The organism is Exiguobacterium sp. KKBO11, from assembly GCF_001644945.1.
Taxonomy (GTDB): Bacteria; Bacillota; Bacilli; order Exiguobacteriales; family Exiguobacteriaceae; genus Exiguobacterium_A; species Exiguobacterium_A abrahamii.
In genome coordinates this window covers 1-15,071 of the sequence record NZ_LUCU01000033.1, presented here as the reverse complement: position 1 = coordinate 15,071, position 15,071 = coordinate 1, and the positions used below count along the sequence as shown (strand labels likewise).

General features: G+C 49.3%; 16 protein-coding genes, 7 tRNA genes and 2 rRNA genes. 2 read left to right on the top strand and 23 right to left on the bottom strand.

Annotated elements, in window-relative coordinates; translation table 11 throughout:
- The first annotated feature begins 48 nt into the window (after nucleotides 1–48).
- Nucleotides 49–381: a winged helix-turn-helix transcriptional regulator gene (locus AYO36_RS11155; RefSeq protein WP_231884705.1), complete on the top strand. Its 333-nt coding sequence runs from the start codon at nucleotides 49–51 to the stop codon at nucleotides 379–381.
- 61 nt (nucleotides 382–442) lie between these two features.
- Here AYO36_RS11155 and AYO36_RS11150 read toward each other — a convergent pair whose 3' ends face one another.
- The 4 genes from AYO36_RS11150 to AYO36_RS11135 form a co-directional block, all read right to left on the bottom strand.
- Nucleotides 443–1,435, bottom strand: coding sequence for an NAD(P)/FAD-dependent oxidoreductase (locus AYO36_RS11150; protein WP_064300443.1), 993 nt, complete (start codon nucleotides 1,433–1,435; stop codon nucleotides 443–445).
- A 64-nt stretch (nucleotides 1,436–1,499) separates the two neighbouring features.
- Entirely contained in the window at nucleotides 1,500–2,393 is an 894-nt protein-coding gene (locus AYO36_RS11145; RefSeq protein WP_064300442.1) for a phosphotransferase family protein, read from the bottom strand.
- A complete protein-coding gene (locus AYO36_RS11140; protein ID WP_064300441.1) occupies nucleotides 2,390–2,872 on the bottom strand; it encodes a GNAT family N-acetyltransferase in 483 nt (160 codons plus the stop codon). The genes AYO36_RS11145 and AYO36_RS11140 overlap by 4 nt, the downstream gene beginning before the upstream one ends.
- Before the next feature lie 13 nt (nucleotides 2,873–2,885).
- Nucleotides 2,886–3,446: an isochorismatase family protein gene (locus tag AYO36_RS11135; RefSeq protein ID WP_064300440.1), complete on the bottom strand. Its 561-nt coding sequence runs from the start codon at nucleotides 3,444–3,446 to the stop codon at nucleotides 2,886–2,888.
- A gap of 129 nt (nucleotides 3,447–3,575) precedes the next feature.
- Between AYO36_RS11135 and AYO36_RS16790 the strand changes: the two genes are divergently transcribed.
- A complete protein-coding gene (locus AYO36_RS16790) occupies nucleotides 3,576–3,749 on the top strand; it encodes a hypothetical protein (protein ID WP_156357224.1) in 174 nt (57 codons plus the stop codon).
- A 37-nt stretch (nucleotides 3,750–3,786) separates the two neighbouring features.
- Here AYO36_RS16790 and AYO36_RS11130 read toward each other — a convergent pair whose 3' ends face one another.
- The 19 genes from AYO36_RS11130 to AYO36_RS11040 all read right to left on the bottom strand — a co-directional run.
- Complete coding sequence (locus tag AYO36_RS11130; RefSeq protein WP_064300439.1) at nucleotides 3,787–4,386, bottom strand: short chain dehydrogenase; 600 nt, start codon at nucleotides 4,384–4,386, stop codon at nucleotides 3,787–3,789.
- A 38-nt stretch (nucleotides 4,387–4,424) separates the two neighbouring features.
- Nucleotides 4,425–5,192, bottom strand: a complete 768-nt coding sequence (locus tag AYO36_RS11125; protein ID WP_064300438.1) for an alpha/beta hydrolase — start codon at nucleotides 5,190–5,192, stop codon at nucleotides 4,425–4,427.
- A 23-nt stretch (nucleotides 5,193–5,215) separates the two neighbouring features.
- Nucleotides 5,216–5,782 carry a hypothetical protein gene (locus AYO36_RS11120; RefSeq protein ID WP_064300437.1) on the bottom strand — a complete coding sequence of 189 codons (567 nt, stop codon included), beginning with the start codon at nucleotides 5,780–5,782 and terminating at the stop codon, nucleotides 5,216–5,218.
- 76 nt (nucleotides 5,783–5,858) lie between these two features.
- Complete coding sequence (gene glmS / locus AYO36_RS11115) at nucleotides 5,859–7,655, bottom strand: glutamine--fructose-6-phosphate transaminase (isomerizing) (RefSeq protein ID WP_064300436.1); 1,797 nt, start codon at nucleotides 7,653–7,655, stop codon at nucleotides 5,859–5,861.
- Between the two features lie 412 nt (nucleotides 7,656–8,067).
- Entirely contained in the window at nucleotides 8,068–9,423 is a 1,356-nt protein-coding gene (gene glmM / locus AYO36_RS11110; RefSeq protein WP_064300435.1) for a phosphoglucosamine mutase, read from the bottom strand.
- Between the two features lie 29 nt (nucleotides 9,424–9,452).
- Entirely contained in the window at nucleotides 9,453–10,739 is a 1,287-nt protein-coding gene (locus AYO36_RS11105) for a CdaR family protein (RefSeq protein ID WP_064300434.1), read from the bottom strand.
- Entirely contained in the window at nucleotides 10,739–11,599 is an 861-nt protein-coding gene (gene cdaA, locus AYO36_RS11100) for a diadenylate cyclase CdaA (RefSeq protein WP_050676886.1), read from the bottom strand. Before cdaA ends, AYO36_RS11105 begins: the two co-directional genes overlap by 1 nt.
- A gap of 79 nt (nucleotides 11,600–11,678) precedes the next feature.
- A complete protein-coding gene (locus AYO36_RS11095; protein WP_023466661.1) occupies nucleotides 11,679–12,299 on the bottom strand; it encodes an anti-sigma factor in 621 nt (206 codons plus the stop codon).
- 16 nt (nucleotides 12,300–12,315) lie between these two features.
- A complete protein-coding gene (gene sigW, locus AYO36_RS11090) occupies nucleotides 12,316–12,879 on the bottom strand; it encodes an RNA polymerase sigma factor SigW (RefSeq protein ID WP_023466660.1) in 564 nt (187 codons plus the stop codon).
- A gap of 125 nt (nucleotides 12,880–13,004) precedes the next feature.
- Nucleotides 13,005–13,913: an arginase gene (gene rocF / locus AYO36_RS11085; protein WP_064300433.1), complete on the bottom strand. Its 909-nt coding sequence runs from the start codon at nucleotides 13,911–13,913 to the stop codon at nucleotides 13,005–13,007.
- 211 nt (nucleotides 13,914–14,124) lie between these two features.
- Nucleotides 14,125–14,200, bottom strand: a tRNA-Ala gene (locus AYO36_RS11080).
- A 9-nt stretch (nucleotides 14,201–14,209) separates the two neighbouring features.
- Nucleotides 14,210–14,281 (bottom strand) — tRNA-Gly (locus tag AYO36_RS11075).
- Nucleotides 14,282–14,287: 6 nt separating this feature from the next.
- Nucleotides 14,288–14,360, bottom strand: a tRNA-Lys gene (locus tag AYO36_RS11070).
- Between the two features lie 4 nt (nucleotides 14,361–14,364).
- Nucleotides 14,365–14,448, bottom strand: a tRNA-Tyr gene (locus tag AYO36_RS11065).
- Nucleotides 14,449–14,486: 38 nt separating this feature from the next.
- A tRNA-Thr gene (locus AYO36_RS11060) sits at nucleotides 14,487–14,559 on the bottom strand.
- A 13-nt stretch (nucleotides 14,560–14,572) separates the two neighbouring features.
- A tRNA-Glu gene (locus tag AYO36_RS11055) sits at nucleotides 14,573–14,647 on the bottom strand.
- Between the two features lie 2 nt (nucleotides 14,648–14,649).
- A tRNA-Asn gene (locus AYO36_RS11050) sits at nucleotides 14,650–14,724 on the bottom strand.
- Nucleotides 14,725–14,735: 11 nt separating this feature from the next.
- A 5S ribosomal RNA gene (gene rrf / locus AYO36_RS11045) occupies nucleotides 14,736–14,851 on the bottom strand.
- A gap of 47 nt (nucleotides 14,852–14,898) precedes the next feature.
- Nucleotides 14,899–15,071 (bottom strand): 23S ribosomal RNA (locus AYO36_RS11040); the annotation flags it as partial.

Here is a 15,071-nt window from a genome sequence, read left to right as displayed (position 1 = left end):
TTATCTGAAACTAGGTCCCTCAAAACGAACCAATGGGAGAGGATGAACGTGGCTGTATTCGATTCAACAACTAATCAACGGACGGCTTGTCCAGTCACTCGGGTCCAACAGATGGTCGCTGGCAAATGGAAGATCATCTTGCTCTGGCACCTGACACACGGGACGCATCGTTTTCATGAACTGCAACAATTAACAGGCATCTCTAAAGGAACATTAACGCGTCAGCTTCGCGAGCTCGAGGCGGACGGTTTGATTCAACGACACATCTTTGGCGAAGTTCCTCCTCGCGTTGAATATTCCCTGACGGATGCCGGACATAGTTTTTTACCGATTCTTGACCAAATGGCAGCTTGGAGTGAGCAACACTTCCAGGGGGGATGATCGTGAGTAACAAAAAAACATGCGCTTCTTCTCGATTCAGAAAAGAAGTGCATGTTGTCGTTCATTCCGTCGCTGTCACCGTCTGACGTAAGTGGGTATCAATCGCCTCTGCGACGCGTAATCCGGAGATGACAGCACTCTCGACGCGCGTCCGCCCTGACGCATCATCGGCTTCAAGGAACGCATCCCCGGCAAGCCAAAGCGGATGTGCCGCTAGTTTCAAATGCGGTGTCCGGTAAACCGCACGTGCCTGAGCGTAACGCCAACGTTTAAGCTGACGCGAAACAATCGTCACCGGTCCGAGTTGCTGTTGTAATAGCCGCTCGACTTCAGCGAGTGTCTCTTCTTCCGCACGCTCGTACCACTCTTCACTGAAGCGGGCTGTCATATAGACGCTCAAGAGTGTCGTCTTCGAAATCTGCTTCTCGGCATTATTGACGAGTTTTAACATCCCATCGACGAGTTGTTCGTCTTGTAGACCGACTTCCCCGATCGTGAGTCGCTCTTTGATTTCAAACAGACCTACGAATGTCGGCTCGAACGTCACTTGGCGTAACTGCTCATGATCGTCATCTCCGAGCGCCAGATCAGAAGACTGCAACAGTTCATATGCTTGCGGCACAGGCGCCGTCACGAGTAACGCATCATACGTACCTTGATGATCCGTCGCTTGTGTGACGAGTTCATCCTCTGTTGCCGTAATATGCGTGACCTGCTTATTCAATTGGACGGGAATTCCTCGACCAATCGCTTGTACGAGTTGATTCATGCCATTCGTTGCGACATAGCGTGGAAAATCCGTTCCGAACCACTTACGAACCCATCCCTTCTCAAGCCATTCGTCGACTTCGCGTTCCAACTCTTCCGTCCGAACCGTGAAGAAGACGGCACCATGATCCGCTGTTCCTTGATCAATCCGACGAGTTGCCATTCGCCCCCCGACGCTCTGGCTTTTTTCGATGATTTCAACAGCATGTCCTGCTGCCTGCAATTGGCGTGCCGCAAAGATTCCGGCGAGTCCACCACCGATGATTCCGATTCGTTTCCCTGTCATCTCGCTTCCCCCTCATATTCCTCATTTCCCTAAGTATAGAGGTTTCTTCCAAGACATGGGTGAATCAATACCCGTCCGATATGCTCGTCGTTTGTAATTCCTGCTCGATGAGCGCGATGTTCTCCTCAAAGAACGCCCGGTGCTCTTCTAGTCCACGTTTGATGCACCAGCCAACGGCCGTGAGTGCTTCCCACAAACGATAGTATGCCAAATACGTCTCGATCGGCACGTCTGAGTGTAACGTCGCGTATCCTTCTTGAAATGTCGTGACGTAAACGGAACCGAACGTATTGAGATTACGGACGATCTTCGTGAAGTCCATCTCGACGGCCCCGTAGCGGGTTGTCTCGAAATCGATCACCCCTGTGACTTGATCACCTACCGTCAATAAATTCGCTAGGCGGAAGTCACAATGTGTGGCAACGGGACTTGAAGGCTCCGGTAACGACTGTTCTCGTCTGACTAACTCTGTTTGGATGTTCTCTAAAAAAACGGGGTCGAGTTCGGACGTGATGAACGGCATGAATCCATCGAGTTTTTCATTCCGGAAGCGTCGCCAGTCCTGAACCGGATAGGCATAAAATCCATCTTCCGTATACTCGCCGTAAGCTTCTCCTGTACACGTATGCAGCATTGCGAGCGTTCGACCAATTTCGTACGCCAATTTTTTAGTCATCGTGACTGGTGCCTGTCCCGGTAAGGCAGCAAGTACGAACGCCCCTGTCGTCTGCCCGGGAGCTGCTTCAGCTAAGATGTGCGGCACGGGTACAGATCCTTCTAGTGCATGAATCCAGCCACGTTCCCGGTACCACTTTTCAGCCGTATACGGGCGCTTCAAGAAAACGACCTGACCATCCGTTAGGACGAGACGATCGACTTCAGAACTATACGATTCGTCGACAGTCGCGCATGCTGCGACATCGAGTTGAAAATGTTCAATCCATTCGTCTCGCGTCATTCTGTCGTCCCCAATATTTTCTGTAGCGTTTCACCTGGTAGACCGTCAATCGGTCCAACATAGGTCGATTCAAAACCTAATCCGATCAAAATACGGCGCGACGCTTCATGTGCTGGATCAATCGTCGCCGTGACGACCTGTAACTCTTCTTCTGTCGCTAACTGTAAGAGACGCTCTGCAATGGCTGTGCCGTATCCGCGTCCCCACTGATCGGGTAGTAGCATGTAACCGAGCTCTGCTTCGAACGGTTGCGTTTGATTCCGGGTCATGTGCCCGATTCCAATCCATGTCTCTTCGGCATAAATCAGATACGATCCTAGTCGGTCGTGCTGTTGTTGCTCAAGGATTCGGTCAAAGCGCTGTTTCGTTTCCGTATCTGTTAATGCCTGCTCCGTGATGTAACGCATGACACGTTCATCTTGGACGAGCGTCGCGTAGCGATCGTAATCGGACGCTGTTATTTTTCGTAATTCAATCATCTTATTCTCCTCTTCATGTCCGGTAGTCATTGTGGGTTGGGGTGAAGACATCTTCCGTCGACGGACGAACAATCGCAAAATGTTCGACGTTATAATGACCGTGCAAGACTTGATTGTGGTGGGCGATCATTTGCTCCGGCGTCAGGACATCGGACCCGTTCGTCGTATGCCCGTCGGCGACGAGTGTGACATCAAAACCATGCACCGTTGCACTGCGCACCGCAGTATCGATGCAGTGTTCCGTCTTACAGCCTAAGACGATCAGATGTTCAATCGATGCTTGGCCTAGATAATCAAGCAAGGGGGTGCCATGAAACGAATTCGTCGCCGCTTTATCGAACGTGACACTGGACGCTGGAACGGGAATCGAGTCATGAACTGCAAACCCAGGTCCTGTTCCGCCAGCGACGTCCAGATCCCGAATGAAGACGATCGGGATGTTCCGTTCGTCTGCTTCAAGTACGACTGCTTCGATGACATGCGCGACTTGTTCTTTTAAGTATACCGGACGTTCTTCCGTGTTCCCGTCGACGAGTTCCTGTTGAAAATCAATCACTAGGACCGCTTGTTTCATCGTCATGTTCCTCCTTGTAAAATCGACTACTTGTTTCCTTCCCGTTCTTCTGAATGATTTCCTGCTCCTGACGGACGTGAAACTTTTTAGCTGTTGGATTCGTTAAGAAGAAGGAAAGGATGTGTCTGGATGATTTGGTTTGGCGTCATCTTCTTATGTGTGCTTCTCGTCAATCTGACACTGGAGAAACTGATCATGAACCGGACGATGACTGGTCGTTGGTTCGTACGCAACTTACTCATTTGTCTCGGAATCACTCTATTACTATTCGGAATCGAACGTTATGTCATATCCGGATTCTAAAAAAGCAGATAGCGATTTTCGCTATCTGCTTTTTTAGTTAATAGACTTCGTAATTTTGCCCCGTCTGCGCCCCTTCGACACTCTTTTCGAACGCCGTCGCGACACGTGACGCCGGAACGGCTTCAAAACCACGGAAGAAGGGTCCGTACTTCTCGAGCGACTCGATCAGTACGTTCGGACTGACGCTATTGATTCGAATGCCTCGTGGCATCTCGATCGCTGCTGCATGAACGAACGCTTTGACTCCACCGTTCGCAAGCGCAGCAGATGCGCCTTGGCGAATCGGATCATCCATCATGATGCCAGTCGTCAGCGTAAAGCTTCCCCCGTCTCGTACTGACCCTAAACCAAGTAGGACGAGATTGACCTGACCTTTTAGTTTACTGTCGATTCCGATTTGATTAAGCTCCGGTGTTAAGTCCGTCAATGGACCAAAATGAGCGCCACCTGTGGCACTGATGACGGCATCAACAGAACCGACTGTTTCATACATCGCTCGAATACTTGCCTCTGACGTAATATCGACTTGTACATCCGCTCCACTTCGCCCGGCACGAATGATGTCATGTCGCCCACTCAACCGTTCGACGACTGCCTGCCCAATCGTTCCGCTTGCTCCTACTACTAAAATTCGCATGATCCCTTCCCCTTTCACGTCTAGCTTACTTATCTAGCCTACTGCACAGCAGATGATGGTTTCAAGGAATCTACCGGATGCGTCTTCAAGAAGATAAGGATTTCTTCGAACAAACGTTGTTTATCCCGATCGAGTGTCAGTAGATGTTTACTGTTCGGAAGAAGGACCTTTTTCTGATCTCGGCTCGGCACTGTCGTTTCGATTCGCTCGAGACTTGCATGATAGACGGCATCATCTAAGGCGCCAAGGAATAGAGCGATGGGTTGCGTGATCTTCGGCAAGACGACTCCCGTGTCGAGGATGAACTGTTGCAGTGCTCGTAAGTCTTTTTCCGGACGTGGAAAATGACGGTCGACAAAGTCTACGATCCACTCCGGTGAACGATCGTCAAACTGAAAATACCGTTCTGTATACCGACGGACGCGGTGCTCGAGTCCCGCAATCGTCCGCTCAAGAATCGGCGTTGAGAGTAAGACGAGTCCGGCACATCCTGACTGTTCTGCTAATCGAAGTGCCATCACTCCACCGAGTGATTGTCCGATCAAAAAGATGTCGTTGTGTCCTCGATCTTGTAAAAACGCAAGTCCGGCTTGCGCGGACTGCCAGACGTCTTCGATTGTCGTCGCAAACAAGCGCTCCGGCGATTCCCCGTGCCCGGCGTAATTGGGCGCGTAACAGGTATAGCCGGCTGTATGTAAAAAACGAGCGAGTCCCCGCATCTCATTCGCACTTCCCGTAAAACTATGTAACAACAAAACAGCAGGTCCAGGTCCTTCTAAGTACAGATCCTTTGATTTCGTAATCAAGTGCGCCCCTCCTTTTCATCTCTTCACACTTCCTCTACCGAAGCATCCTCCCGTAACGATTCTATAATCCGAAAGCCTGGGTAGTCCGCTTCGGATCGTCGTTCGCCACTTGACCGATAATAAGCATTCCAGTAACTGATCATCCGGTCTTCGATTCGCTTCATGTATGCCGGATCATCCTCGACGAACCGCCGCTTCACTTCCGGATCCCATTGCTCGATTGCGGGTACGATGATGTCGACGATGTCACGGACGTATTCACTAGCAAGTTCGATGATATAGGCGAGGACCCATCCGTCGTGTGGATGGTTTTTAAGTAACTGCTGAAGATAACGCTCACGAACATGACCATCATGGTGACGGGTGTAGAGACAATATAACATCGTCTGTTGTGTCGACGTCAGTTCCTCGATCCGCTCCGAGTCGATTTCTGACACGTATAAACGCATCGGAATCTGTATGTGTTCCTGCTCTACTTTCACTTTGATTGTTCCTGGTGATAAGCGTGTCCATGCAAATGGTAAACACGCTTTAACGACCCGAACGTCCTGTTCATATCGTTTAGGAAATGCGGTGATCCAGCGGTTCATCTCGTTCTCCTCCTAATATAAAAAACTCCAAACGGCAGACGCTTACACGCCTGTCATTTGGAGTCGATTTGTTTCCTTATTCAACCGTTACCGACTTCGCCAAGTTACGTGGCTTATCGACGTCACAGTCGCGACCGAGTGCCGCGTAGTATGAGATCAATTGAAGTGGCAAGACAGACAAGAGCGGTGACAAGAGTGGCTCGACTGCTGGGATGACGAATGCGTCTGTCGGCAATTCAAGACCTTCTGCTGCGATGACACACGCATTGGCACCACGTGCGACGACTTCCTTGACGTTCCCACGGTTGTTGAGGTGAACGTGTGGTTGTGTCACGAGCGCGATGACCGGTGTGTTGTCTTCGATCAAAGCGATCGGACCGTGCTTGAGCTCTCCACCCGCGTATCCTTCTGCTTGGATATACGAGATCTCTTTAAGTTTTAATGCACCTTCCATCCCGACATAAGCATCTTGTCCACGACCGATGAAGAACGCGTTACGTGACTCAGACAAGTATTCTGTCGCGATTTCTTGGAAACGATCTTTTTGAGACATGACTGATTCCATCGCACTTGAGATTTTACCGAGTTCCTTCATGAGATCGAAGTTGACGGCAACTCCTTTTGCTTGAGCAAGGTCAAACGCAAGGACAGCAAGAACAGCGATTTGAGCTGTATACGCTTTTGTTGAAGCAACAGCGATTTCTGGACCCGCGTGGAGCAGCAATGTTGCGTTTGCTTCACGTGACAATGTTGATCCTGGAACGTTCGTGATCGTCAGTGCCGGGTGACCGAGTTTCTTCGCTTCGACGAGAACGGCACGGCTATCCGCTGTTTCACCTGATTGTGAAAGGAAGAGGAAGAGCGGTTTCTCTGTCAATAATGGCATGTTGTAGCCGAACTCAGAAGAGATGTGAACTTCTGTCGGGATGCCTGCGATTTGTTCGATCAACTGTTTCCCGATCAAACCAGCATGGTAGCTTGTTCCACAACCGATGATGTAGACACGGTCACGACCGAGTACGAGATCACGGACCGATTGGTCGAGTGTGATGTCGCCTGCTTCGTTTTGATATTTTTGAACGATGTTCCGGATGACTGCTGGTTGCTCATCCATCTCTTTGAGCATGTAGTGCGCGTATGTTCCTTTTTCGATGTCTGATGCATCGATTTCAGCCGTGTACGCTTCACGCTCTTGGACGTTCCCATCGAGATCTTGGATCGTGACGCTATCACGCGTCAAGATGATCATCTCGCCATCATGCAACTCGATGAATTGATCCGTTACTTGTAACATTGCCATTGCGTCTGATGCGACGACGTTGAACGTACCGTCACCGAGACCAACGAGAAGTGGTGATTTGTTTTTTGCGACGTATAAGACGTCTGGATTTTCAGCATCGATCAATGCGAGGGCATACGAACCGTGCAAGACGCGGAGTGTTTGACGGAATGCTTCCGCGACGTCACCTGTCTCGTTGAAGTTCTTTTCGATCATCTGAACGATGACTTCTGTATCCGTGTCGCTGAGGAGATCGACATTCAATTCTGCTTTTAGCTGCTCATCGTTTTCAATGACGCCGTTGTGCACGAGTGTGAAACGTGCTGACGCACTTTGGTGCGGGTGCGCGTTTGGTACGCTTGGGACACCGTGTGTTGCCCAGCGTGTGTGTCCGATTCCGACTGTGCCGTCTGCATCAGCAGGAACGACTTCGCGTAGCGCAGCAATCCGGCCTACTTCTTTATGGACTTGGACGCCGTCGTTGACGAACGCAAGACCTGCCGAGTCATAGCCGCGGTACTCGAGCTTCTCGAGACCTTTTAATAAAATTTCCTTCGTGTTGACCTGTCCGATCATACCTACGATTCCGCACATGTTACATCTCTCCATTTACAAGTATTTCCCTAAAGAGGAAACGGCTCTTGTTGAGAGGATCCCGATCGGTCTGTTTGTCCGTCCAATCACTTGAACGATTTCAGAACGATTTACGGTATGGATCTGGTACCGGGAGGCATCCGCCGAATGATTCGATAAACCTCCACCTCGTCAGCTTTCATCCTACGAAGAAAGCCCTGGCGCTTCTTGTTTCCGTCTGACCCCGTTTCTGTCCGACTTCACCATCATACGAACTTTAATCTGAAAAAGCAAGAAAGGTAACGTATTTGTAACTATTCCCGATATTTTTCTAATCAATACGTATAATCCCTATATTTTGTAAAAATCTCAATCTGTTTTTCTAAAATAATTGTAAAAAAAGAAGCAGAGCAATCGCTCTGCTTCAGGCTGCTTAGTTTTCTTGTAACGCGTAGTTCTCACGAACGACGTTCGCGATCCGCTCGACGTATGCATCACATGCTTCTTGTGTCGGAGCTTCTGCCATGACACGAACGAGTGGTTCTGTTCCTGACGCACGAACGAGGATCCGTCCGTTCCCCGCCATCTCTGCTTCGACTTCATCAATGATCGCTTGCACGGCAGGACCGCTCATTGCGCCATTTTTGTCTGAAACACGGATGTTTACGAGACGTTGTGGGAAGATCGGCATCTCAGCTGCGAGTTCCGATAACTTCTTCCCTGTCGCTTTCATGATTTGCAACAACTGGACGCCCGACAACATGCCGTCCCCTGTCGTTGAGTAATCCATGAAGATGATATGACCAGACTGTTCGCCACCGAGTGTATAGTCGTTCTTACGCATCTCTTCGACGACATAACGGTCACCGACCGCTGTTTGAAGCGCCGTCATCCCGTTTTCTTCGACGGTTTTATGGAAACCGAGGTTACTCATGACCGTCGCAACGATCGTGTTGTCTTTCAGACGACCGAGTTCGTTCAAGTATTTCCCGCAGATGAACATGATTTTATCGCCATCGACGATATCACCGTTCTCATCGACTGCGATCAAGCGGTCGCCGTCTCCATCAAACGATAAACCAACATCTGCGCCTTTTTCCTTAACGAAGGCAGCGAGATGTTCAGGGTGTGTCGAACCAACACCATCATTGATGTTGAGTCCGTTCGGAGTTGTACCGATCGTCGATACTTCTGCTTCCAAGTCACCGAATAGACGTGGTGCGAGGCTTGACGTCGCCCCGTGTGCGCCGTCGATCGCGACATGGATGCCTGAGAAATCTTCATCCGATGTCTGACGAAGCATGTGGAGATATTTCTGAGCCCCTTCATAGTAATCATGAACGAAGCCGAGTTCTTTTCCGGCTGGACGTGGCAATGTATCTTCTGCTTCATCGAGTAATGCTTCGATTTCAAGTTCTGTTGCATCATCGAGCTTAAAGCCGTCTGAACCGAAGAACTTGATCCCGTTATCTTCCACTGGATTGTGCGATGCAGAGATCATGACTCCGGCTGTCGCATCCATCGTTTTTGTCAAGTATGCGACACCTGGTGTCGAGATGACACCAAGACGCATGACTTCTGCACCGATTGATAACAGACCCGCGATGAGTGCATTCTCAAGCATTTGACCAGATACACGTGTATCGCGTCCAATCAAGACTTTTGGTCGTGTGCTTTCGTGTTTCGTCAACACGTAACCACCTGTTCGACCGAGGCGATACGCAAGTTCCGGTGTCAATTCTACGTTTGCGACGCCGCGTACGCCGTCAGTTCCAAAATACTTACCCATGTGTTATTTCCTCATTTCACTAATTTGTTTTAATTGGTCGGAATGGATGTCCGGGGAATCGCTTTTAATGTGACATCCATATTATCCGGACGCAGGACATCAAAGGCTTTTGATGTCTGATACGAGATCGGCAATCCATGCGTTCCTTCTTTTAATCCTGTCACGTCGATGACCGCTTTGATATCCGTCGCATCAATCGATGCTAAATCAGATTCTTTCCCACGGACGACGACATCAATCGTTTGATTATAATCAATCGTATACTTTGATTCATCGAATCCATTCAACGTGACCGTCACACCCGGAATCGTTTTCTCCGCTCGATCCTCGACGGTTTCTGTCGTCGAATTGGCATTTTCTTTTTCGACGACGATATTGACGGTGACCTGTGTCGGATCCATCGCCGTCGCGTTTTCCGGTTCGACGAGTTTGACGGTTTTTTCCGTCGTCTTCGTCAATCCTTTGAGCGAGACTGCTTCCGTATCAACAGAACCGATGCGCTCTAATTCTTCTTTTGTTCCATATAGACGAGCTTCCGTCGTGACGGGAACGATCTTGACGACGGTATACCCTTTTTTGACGTTGTCTTTTGTCTTCACATTAATCGGTACCGTCTTACTTTCCTTATAGATCGGTACTGTGATTTCTAATTGTTCCGGTTGATAAGATGCACTGATCGTATTCCCGTTCGTGTCAGTCGCTTTAGCATTGAACGTCTCTTTGAACGTCTCTGCCCGACCGGTCACATCGATCGGTACTTGGATTGCTGAAATCGCCTGTAACTTCTCCGCGCCTCCCGTGACTTCAACAGTTTGTTGGTTTGGTTGCGCTTCCCCAGCGACATATCCTTCAGCGATTTTGTTTTTATTGAGTAAGGCGACTTGTACCGGTACTTCCTTTGTAATCTTCTTATCGAGGAAAACTTCAATCGTCTCCTGTTTCGGTGTCACCTCGACATCTTTTCCGAAGCCGGTTGCTGTGACACGGACACGATGATAGCCAGGGTCGAGTCCTTTCAAATCAATCGATAATCCAAAATCTTGGACGAGCCGGAGCATCGTCAAGCTACTCGACGGCCCTTTGACGGTCACTTCCATACTATCTGGAATATTATAGGCGACCCACTGCGATTCATCATACTGGACCGTGACCGGAACGTCAAATTTCGTCGAACCTTGTCCTGCGATCGGTAATAGACTAGCAGCATCACTTTTTCCCGTCGTATTCGAACCTGCGACCATCAAATACAACATGACGGCTAAGGCGACGGCAACGATGCGTAAAAACCAGCGTTCATTGAACCACTTTTCGAACATTATTTTTTCGCCCCCATCCAGTTCAAGAAGGAAGTATTCGTCGGTTCGGCCTTGACGATCGTCTCAAGTAACTTCGTCCGTAAGGATTCTTCGTCGAGTTCCCGGTACAGACGTCCATTGATAGCGAGTGAGACACCACCCGTTTCTTCCGAGACGACGAGCGTGACGCTATCCGTCACCTCACTGACACCGATGGCAGCGCGGTGACGTGTTCCAAGCTCTTTTGAGATATGTGCACTCTCAGACAGCGGTAAGTAACAAGCGGCTGCTGCTAACTTGCCTTGCTGGACGATGACGGCACCATCATGTAAGGGTGTATTCGGAATGAACAAGTTGATCAACAACTGACTCGTGATTTGTGAACCGAGCGGAATGCCCGTCTCCACGTATTCACTCAGTCCTGTCTCGCGTTCAATCGTCACGAGTGCTCCGATACGCCGTTTTGACATGTACTGAGCAGACGATACGAGTGCATCGACGATTCGAACTTGTTCATCTTCATCACTGATGGCACTACGTGAGAAGAATTTACTCGTTCGTCCTAAGTGTTCCAGTCCACGTCGGAGTTCAGGTTGGAAGATGATGATGATCCCCAGTAACCCGTAGGTGATGATTTGATTCAATAAGAATTGCAATGTTTTGAGTCCAAAAAAGCCACTCAAGAACCAACTGATCAAAATGACCGAGATCCCTTTAATGAGCTGGACTGCTTTTGTTCCTTTGACAATGATCATGAGACGGTAAATGACGAACGTCACGACCGCAATATCAATCACGTCATTAATATAATCGTACCAATGTACGTTTTCTCCCAGTTTCAACAATTGAAATTGAAGTGGTTGCCAGCTGAAGTAATTCACCAACCGTGCCCCCTAACTCATCTGATTTAAACAGTTTCCATTATAGCACAAAGGGACGAGTTCGACTCGTCCCAGCTGATTATTGAAATAGACGCTTGATTCCGTACCAAACGCGTTCGAATAATTGATCAATTTCCTTGATTTCTCCGGTCACGCTACCAGCACTCGCCGTGTAAGCTTTCCCGTCAACGGTCATGACATCGCCATTGACTTTCCCTTCGATTCGGACGTTCCCACCTTCGACATATAGATCTTGATCGACCGTGACGCCTTTCGGGACGACGACCTCGCCATTTTGAGCGACGATGCCTGGTGCATTCGTATAGGATAAGTCATGTTCTTCTTGTGCCATATAACCACCTAGGCTACCGACCGACAAGAGTAAGAAAACAGCCGCTGCCGCGAGCAATGGGTACTGCTTCATCTTCCCTCCAAAACGAGACGGTTGCGGTTGGTGTAGCAAAGCAGCGCTTGGCGTCTCCACCTGTTCAGGCAATTGTGCCAGCACGCGGGATGTAAAATCTGCCGATAATTTAGGCGCTGGAAGTTGACGCAGTCGAGCATCAAGGAGCCGATACTCTTCGAACTCGTCCATCGCGTCTACTTCTCGTAACTCTGCTTCTAATCGCTCGAATTCCTCAGGTGGTTGGTTTTGGTCTAAATAATCCTGGATCCGTTCATGTACATGCTCTCGTGACATGGTGAGTTCCTCCTTCTCATCGTTTAGCAAAATGCTTCTTCAGCGCTTCTCGCCCACGATGAATTCTAGTTTTGACAGTAGCGACAGGTAATTCGATCATTTCACTGATTTCCTTTAGCGAAAGATCCTCTACATATTTCAGGACGAGTGGGACACGGTATTTTTCTGGTAAAGCTGCAATCGCGTCCCCGACTTCGTTTCGTTGCTCGTTATCGACCACTTGGTCCTCCGGCAAGGTGTCCTTGCTCTCGAGTTGTGAATACAATGTCAGTCCTTCAGTACCTGACATCTCAGCATCAAGAGAATAGTCAGGTTTCTTTTTCCGTAATCGGTCAATCGATACGTTCGTGACGATTCGGTACAACCAAGTCCGGAACTTCCATTGTGCATTATACGAATCAATCTTCGTAAATACACGGATGAAGGCTTCCTGTGTCGCATCCTCCGCTTCCATTCGATCGCGCAAGACGCGGAAAGCCACAAGAAAGGCACCTTCCTTATATAGATCAACAAGTGCCGCGAATGCATCACGGTCTCCCTGTTTCACTCGCTCAATTAAGCGTAGTGTCGTTTCTTCCACTTTGAATACCCCCCGCTCTATGCGGTCAATCTCTTATACGAAGTCGACCGATAAATGTTTCATCTCCTTTTAAATTGTAACAAAAAAAACTTGAACCCCGATGAAAAGAGTTCAAGTTCTATCCATTATTTTACTAAGCGATGTGTTTCCATTGCCAAAAGTAGATCTCCGATCAGTTCATTCGCAAGTTCTGCTGTTCCATTTCCTTCTTCAAGCAACGGATTCACTTCAACGAATTCAGCTGCAATGAAGTCTTCTGCCGTTGCGCAATGCTGGAGCACCGTCTTCGCGTCGTCTAAGAAAATGCCATCGGTGACACGTGTTCCTGTACCAACGACGAGTGATGGATCGAGACCATCCATATCAAAGCTAAGATAGAACGCATCCGTCGTTTCCTTCAAATAGGCAATCGCTTCTTCCATGATCGCGTCCATTCCCCGAGTTCGGATCGCTTCCATATCATAGACACGAATACCAAGACGATCAATCAGCTCTTGTTCGCCTGGATCAACGTCACGTAATCCGATGAAGACGAGATGTTCCGGTTGCAGCTTGACATCTGTTCCTCCGACTTCCGTTAAACGCTGATGTCCTTCCCCAAGGGCTACAGCGAGCGGCATACCGTGGATGTTTCCAGACGGTGATGTTTCCGGTGTATTCAAATCACCGTGTGCATCGAACCAGATTACGCCAAGACGTGGTACAGTCTGGCGTAATCCTGCAATCGTTCCGATCGCCATGCTGTGATCACCACCGACTAATAACGGAAAACGTTGCTCCGATAACGCATCACGTACAATTAGATGCAAGTCATTCGTCGTATGGACGACGCCTTCAAGACGTTTCAGCTTCGGATCTTCTTCTCGGACCGCATCCTCGGATAAAACAGCCGCTTCCCCGTAGCGTACTGCTTCTTGTCCCCGTGCTTCGAGTGTCGCGAGTAGACCCGCTTTTTCGACAGCAGCAGGTCCGTGTTCAGTGCCTGGCTTTCCTTGTCCATAACGGTACGGTACGCTGATATACGCGATGTTCATACGATATTCCCCCTATGTCATAGTCACTTCTACATATATTGTAAGCGGTAACAAACAAGTGGTTCAACTCAACAAAAAAACGCATGAATATACAAAAAAACACCGTGAAGGGAATCACGGTGTTCTTGCGTACGTACTCTGGTTATGCTTGGCATTTCATATAAAAAAAACTTAAGACGAACGAAACTCGCTTAAGATCTTTAAATAAAATTGGTGGAGCCTAGCGGGATCGAACCGCTGACCTCCTGCGTGCAAGGCAGGCGCTCTCCCAGCTGAGCTAAGGCCCCAAAAGAAAAAGCGGAAGACGGGATTCGAACCCGCGACCCCGACCTTGGCAAGGTCGTATTCTACCACTGAACTACTTCCGCAAGAAATGAGCCATGCAGGATTCGAACCTGCGACCCTCTGATTAAAAGTCAGATGCTCTACCAACTGAGCTAATGGCTCGACATGGTGGGGGGGGGCGGATTCGAACCGCCGAACCCGAGGGAGCGGATTTACAGTCCGCCGCGTTTAGCCACTTCGCTACCCCCCCAGTTTGTCTAGGAAACTTATACAATTGAGAAAAAACAGTGCCGGCAACAGGAGTCGAACCCGCGACCTACTGATTACAAGTCAGTTGCTCTACCAGCTGAGCTACACCGGCACAAAAAGTATAATGGTGACCCGTACGGGATTCGAACCCGTGTTACCGCCGTGAAAGGGCGGTGTCTTAACCGCTTGACCAACGGGCCATTGGCTCCGCAAGTAGGATTTGAACCTACGACCTACCGGTTAACAGCCGGTTGCTCTACCACTGAGCTATTGCGGAATAAATTAAATGCCTGGCAACGTCCTATCCTCACAGGGGGAAGCCCCCAACTACTTTCGGCGTTCAAGTGCTTAACTTCCGTGTTCGGCATGGGAACGGGTGTGACCACTTGGCTATCGTCACCAGACGATCGGGCTCGCGCCCTCAAAACTGAAGTCATCAACAAGCATCTGCTAGAACAAGGCCTCGACCGATTAGTATCACTCAGCTCCACATGTCGCCATGCTTCCACCCGTGACCTATCTACCTCATCGTCTCTGAGGGGTCTTTCTTGATTACTCAAAGGGAAATCTCATCTTGGAGGGGGCTTCATGCTTAGATGCTTTCAGCATTTATCCCGTCCGCAC

Coding starts and splice junctions, on each gene's coding strand:
- AYO36_RS11150 (WP_064300443.1), bottom strand. CDS start 1,435: ATGACAGGGAAACGAATCGGAATCATCGGTGGTGGACTCGCCGGAATC.
- AYO36_RS11145 (WP_064300442.1), bottom strand. CDS start 2,393: ATGACGCGAGACGAATGGATTGAACATTTTCAACTCGATGTCGCAGCA.
- AYO36_RS11140 (WP_064300441.1), bottom strand. CDS start 2,872: ATGATTGAATTACGAAAAATAACAGCGTCCGATTACGATCGCTACGCG.
- AYO36_RS11135 (WP_064300440.1), bottom strand. CDS start 3,446: ATGAAACAAGCGGTCCTAGTGATTGATTTTCAACAGGAACTCGTCGAC.
- AYO36_RS16790 (WP_156357224.1), top strand. CDS start 3,576: ATGATTTGGTTTGGCGTCATCTTCTTATGTGTGCTTCTCGTCAATCTG.
- AYO36_RS11130 (WP_064300439.1), bottom strand. CDS start 4,386: ATGCGAATTTTAGTAGTAGGAGCAAGCGGAACGATTGGGCAGGCAGTC.
- AYO36_RS11120 (WP_064300437.1), bottom strand. CDS start 5,782: ATGAACCGCTGGATCACCGCATTTCCTAAACGATATGAACAGGACGTT.
- glmS (WP_064300436.1), bottom strand. CDS start 7,655: ATGTGCGGAATCGTAGGTATGATCGGACAGGTCAACACGAAGGAAATT.
- glmM (WP_064300435.1), bottom strand. CDS start 9,423: ATGGGTAAGTATTTTGGAACTGACGGCGTACGCGGCGTCGCAAACGTA.
- AYO36_RS11105 (WP_064300434.1), bottom strand. CDS start 10,739: ATGTTCGAAAAGTGGTTCAATGAACGCTGGTTTTTACGCATCGTTGCC.
- AYO36_RS11095 (WP_023466661.1), bottom strand. CDS start 12,299: ATGTCACGAGAGCATGTACATGAACGGATCCAGGATTATTTAGACCAA.
- rocF (WP_064300433.1), bottom strand. CDS start 13,913: ATGAACATCGCGTATATCAGCGTACCGTACCGTTATGGACAAGGAAAG.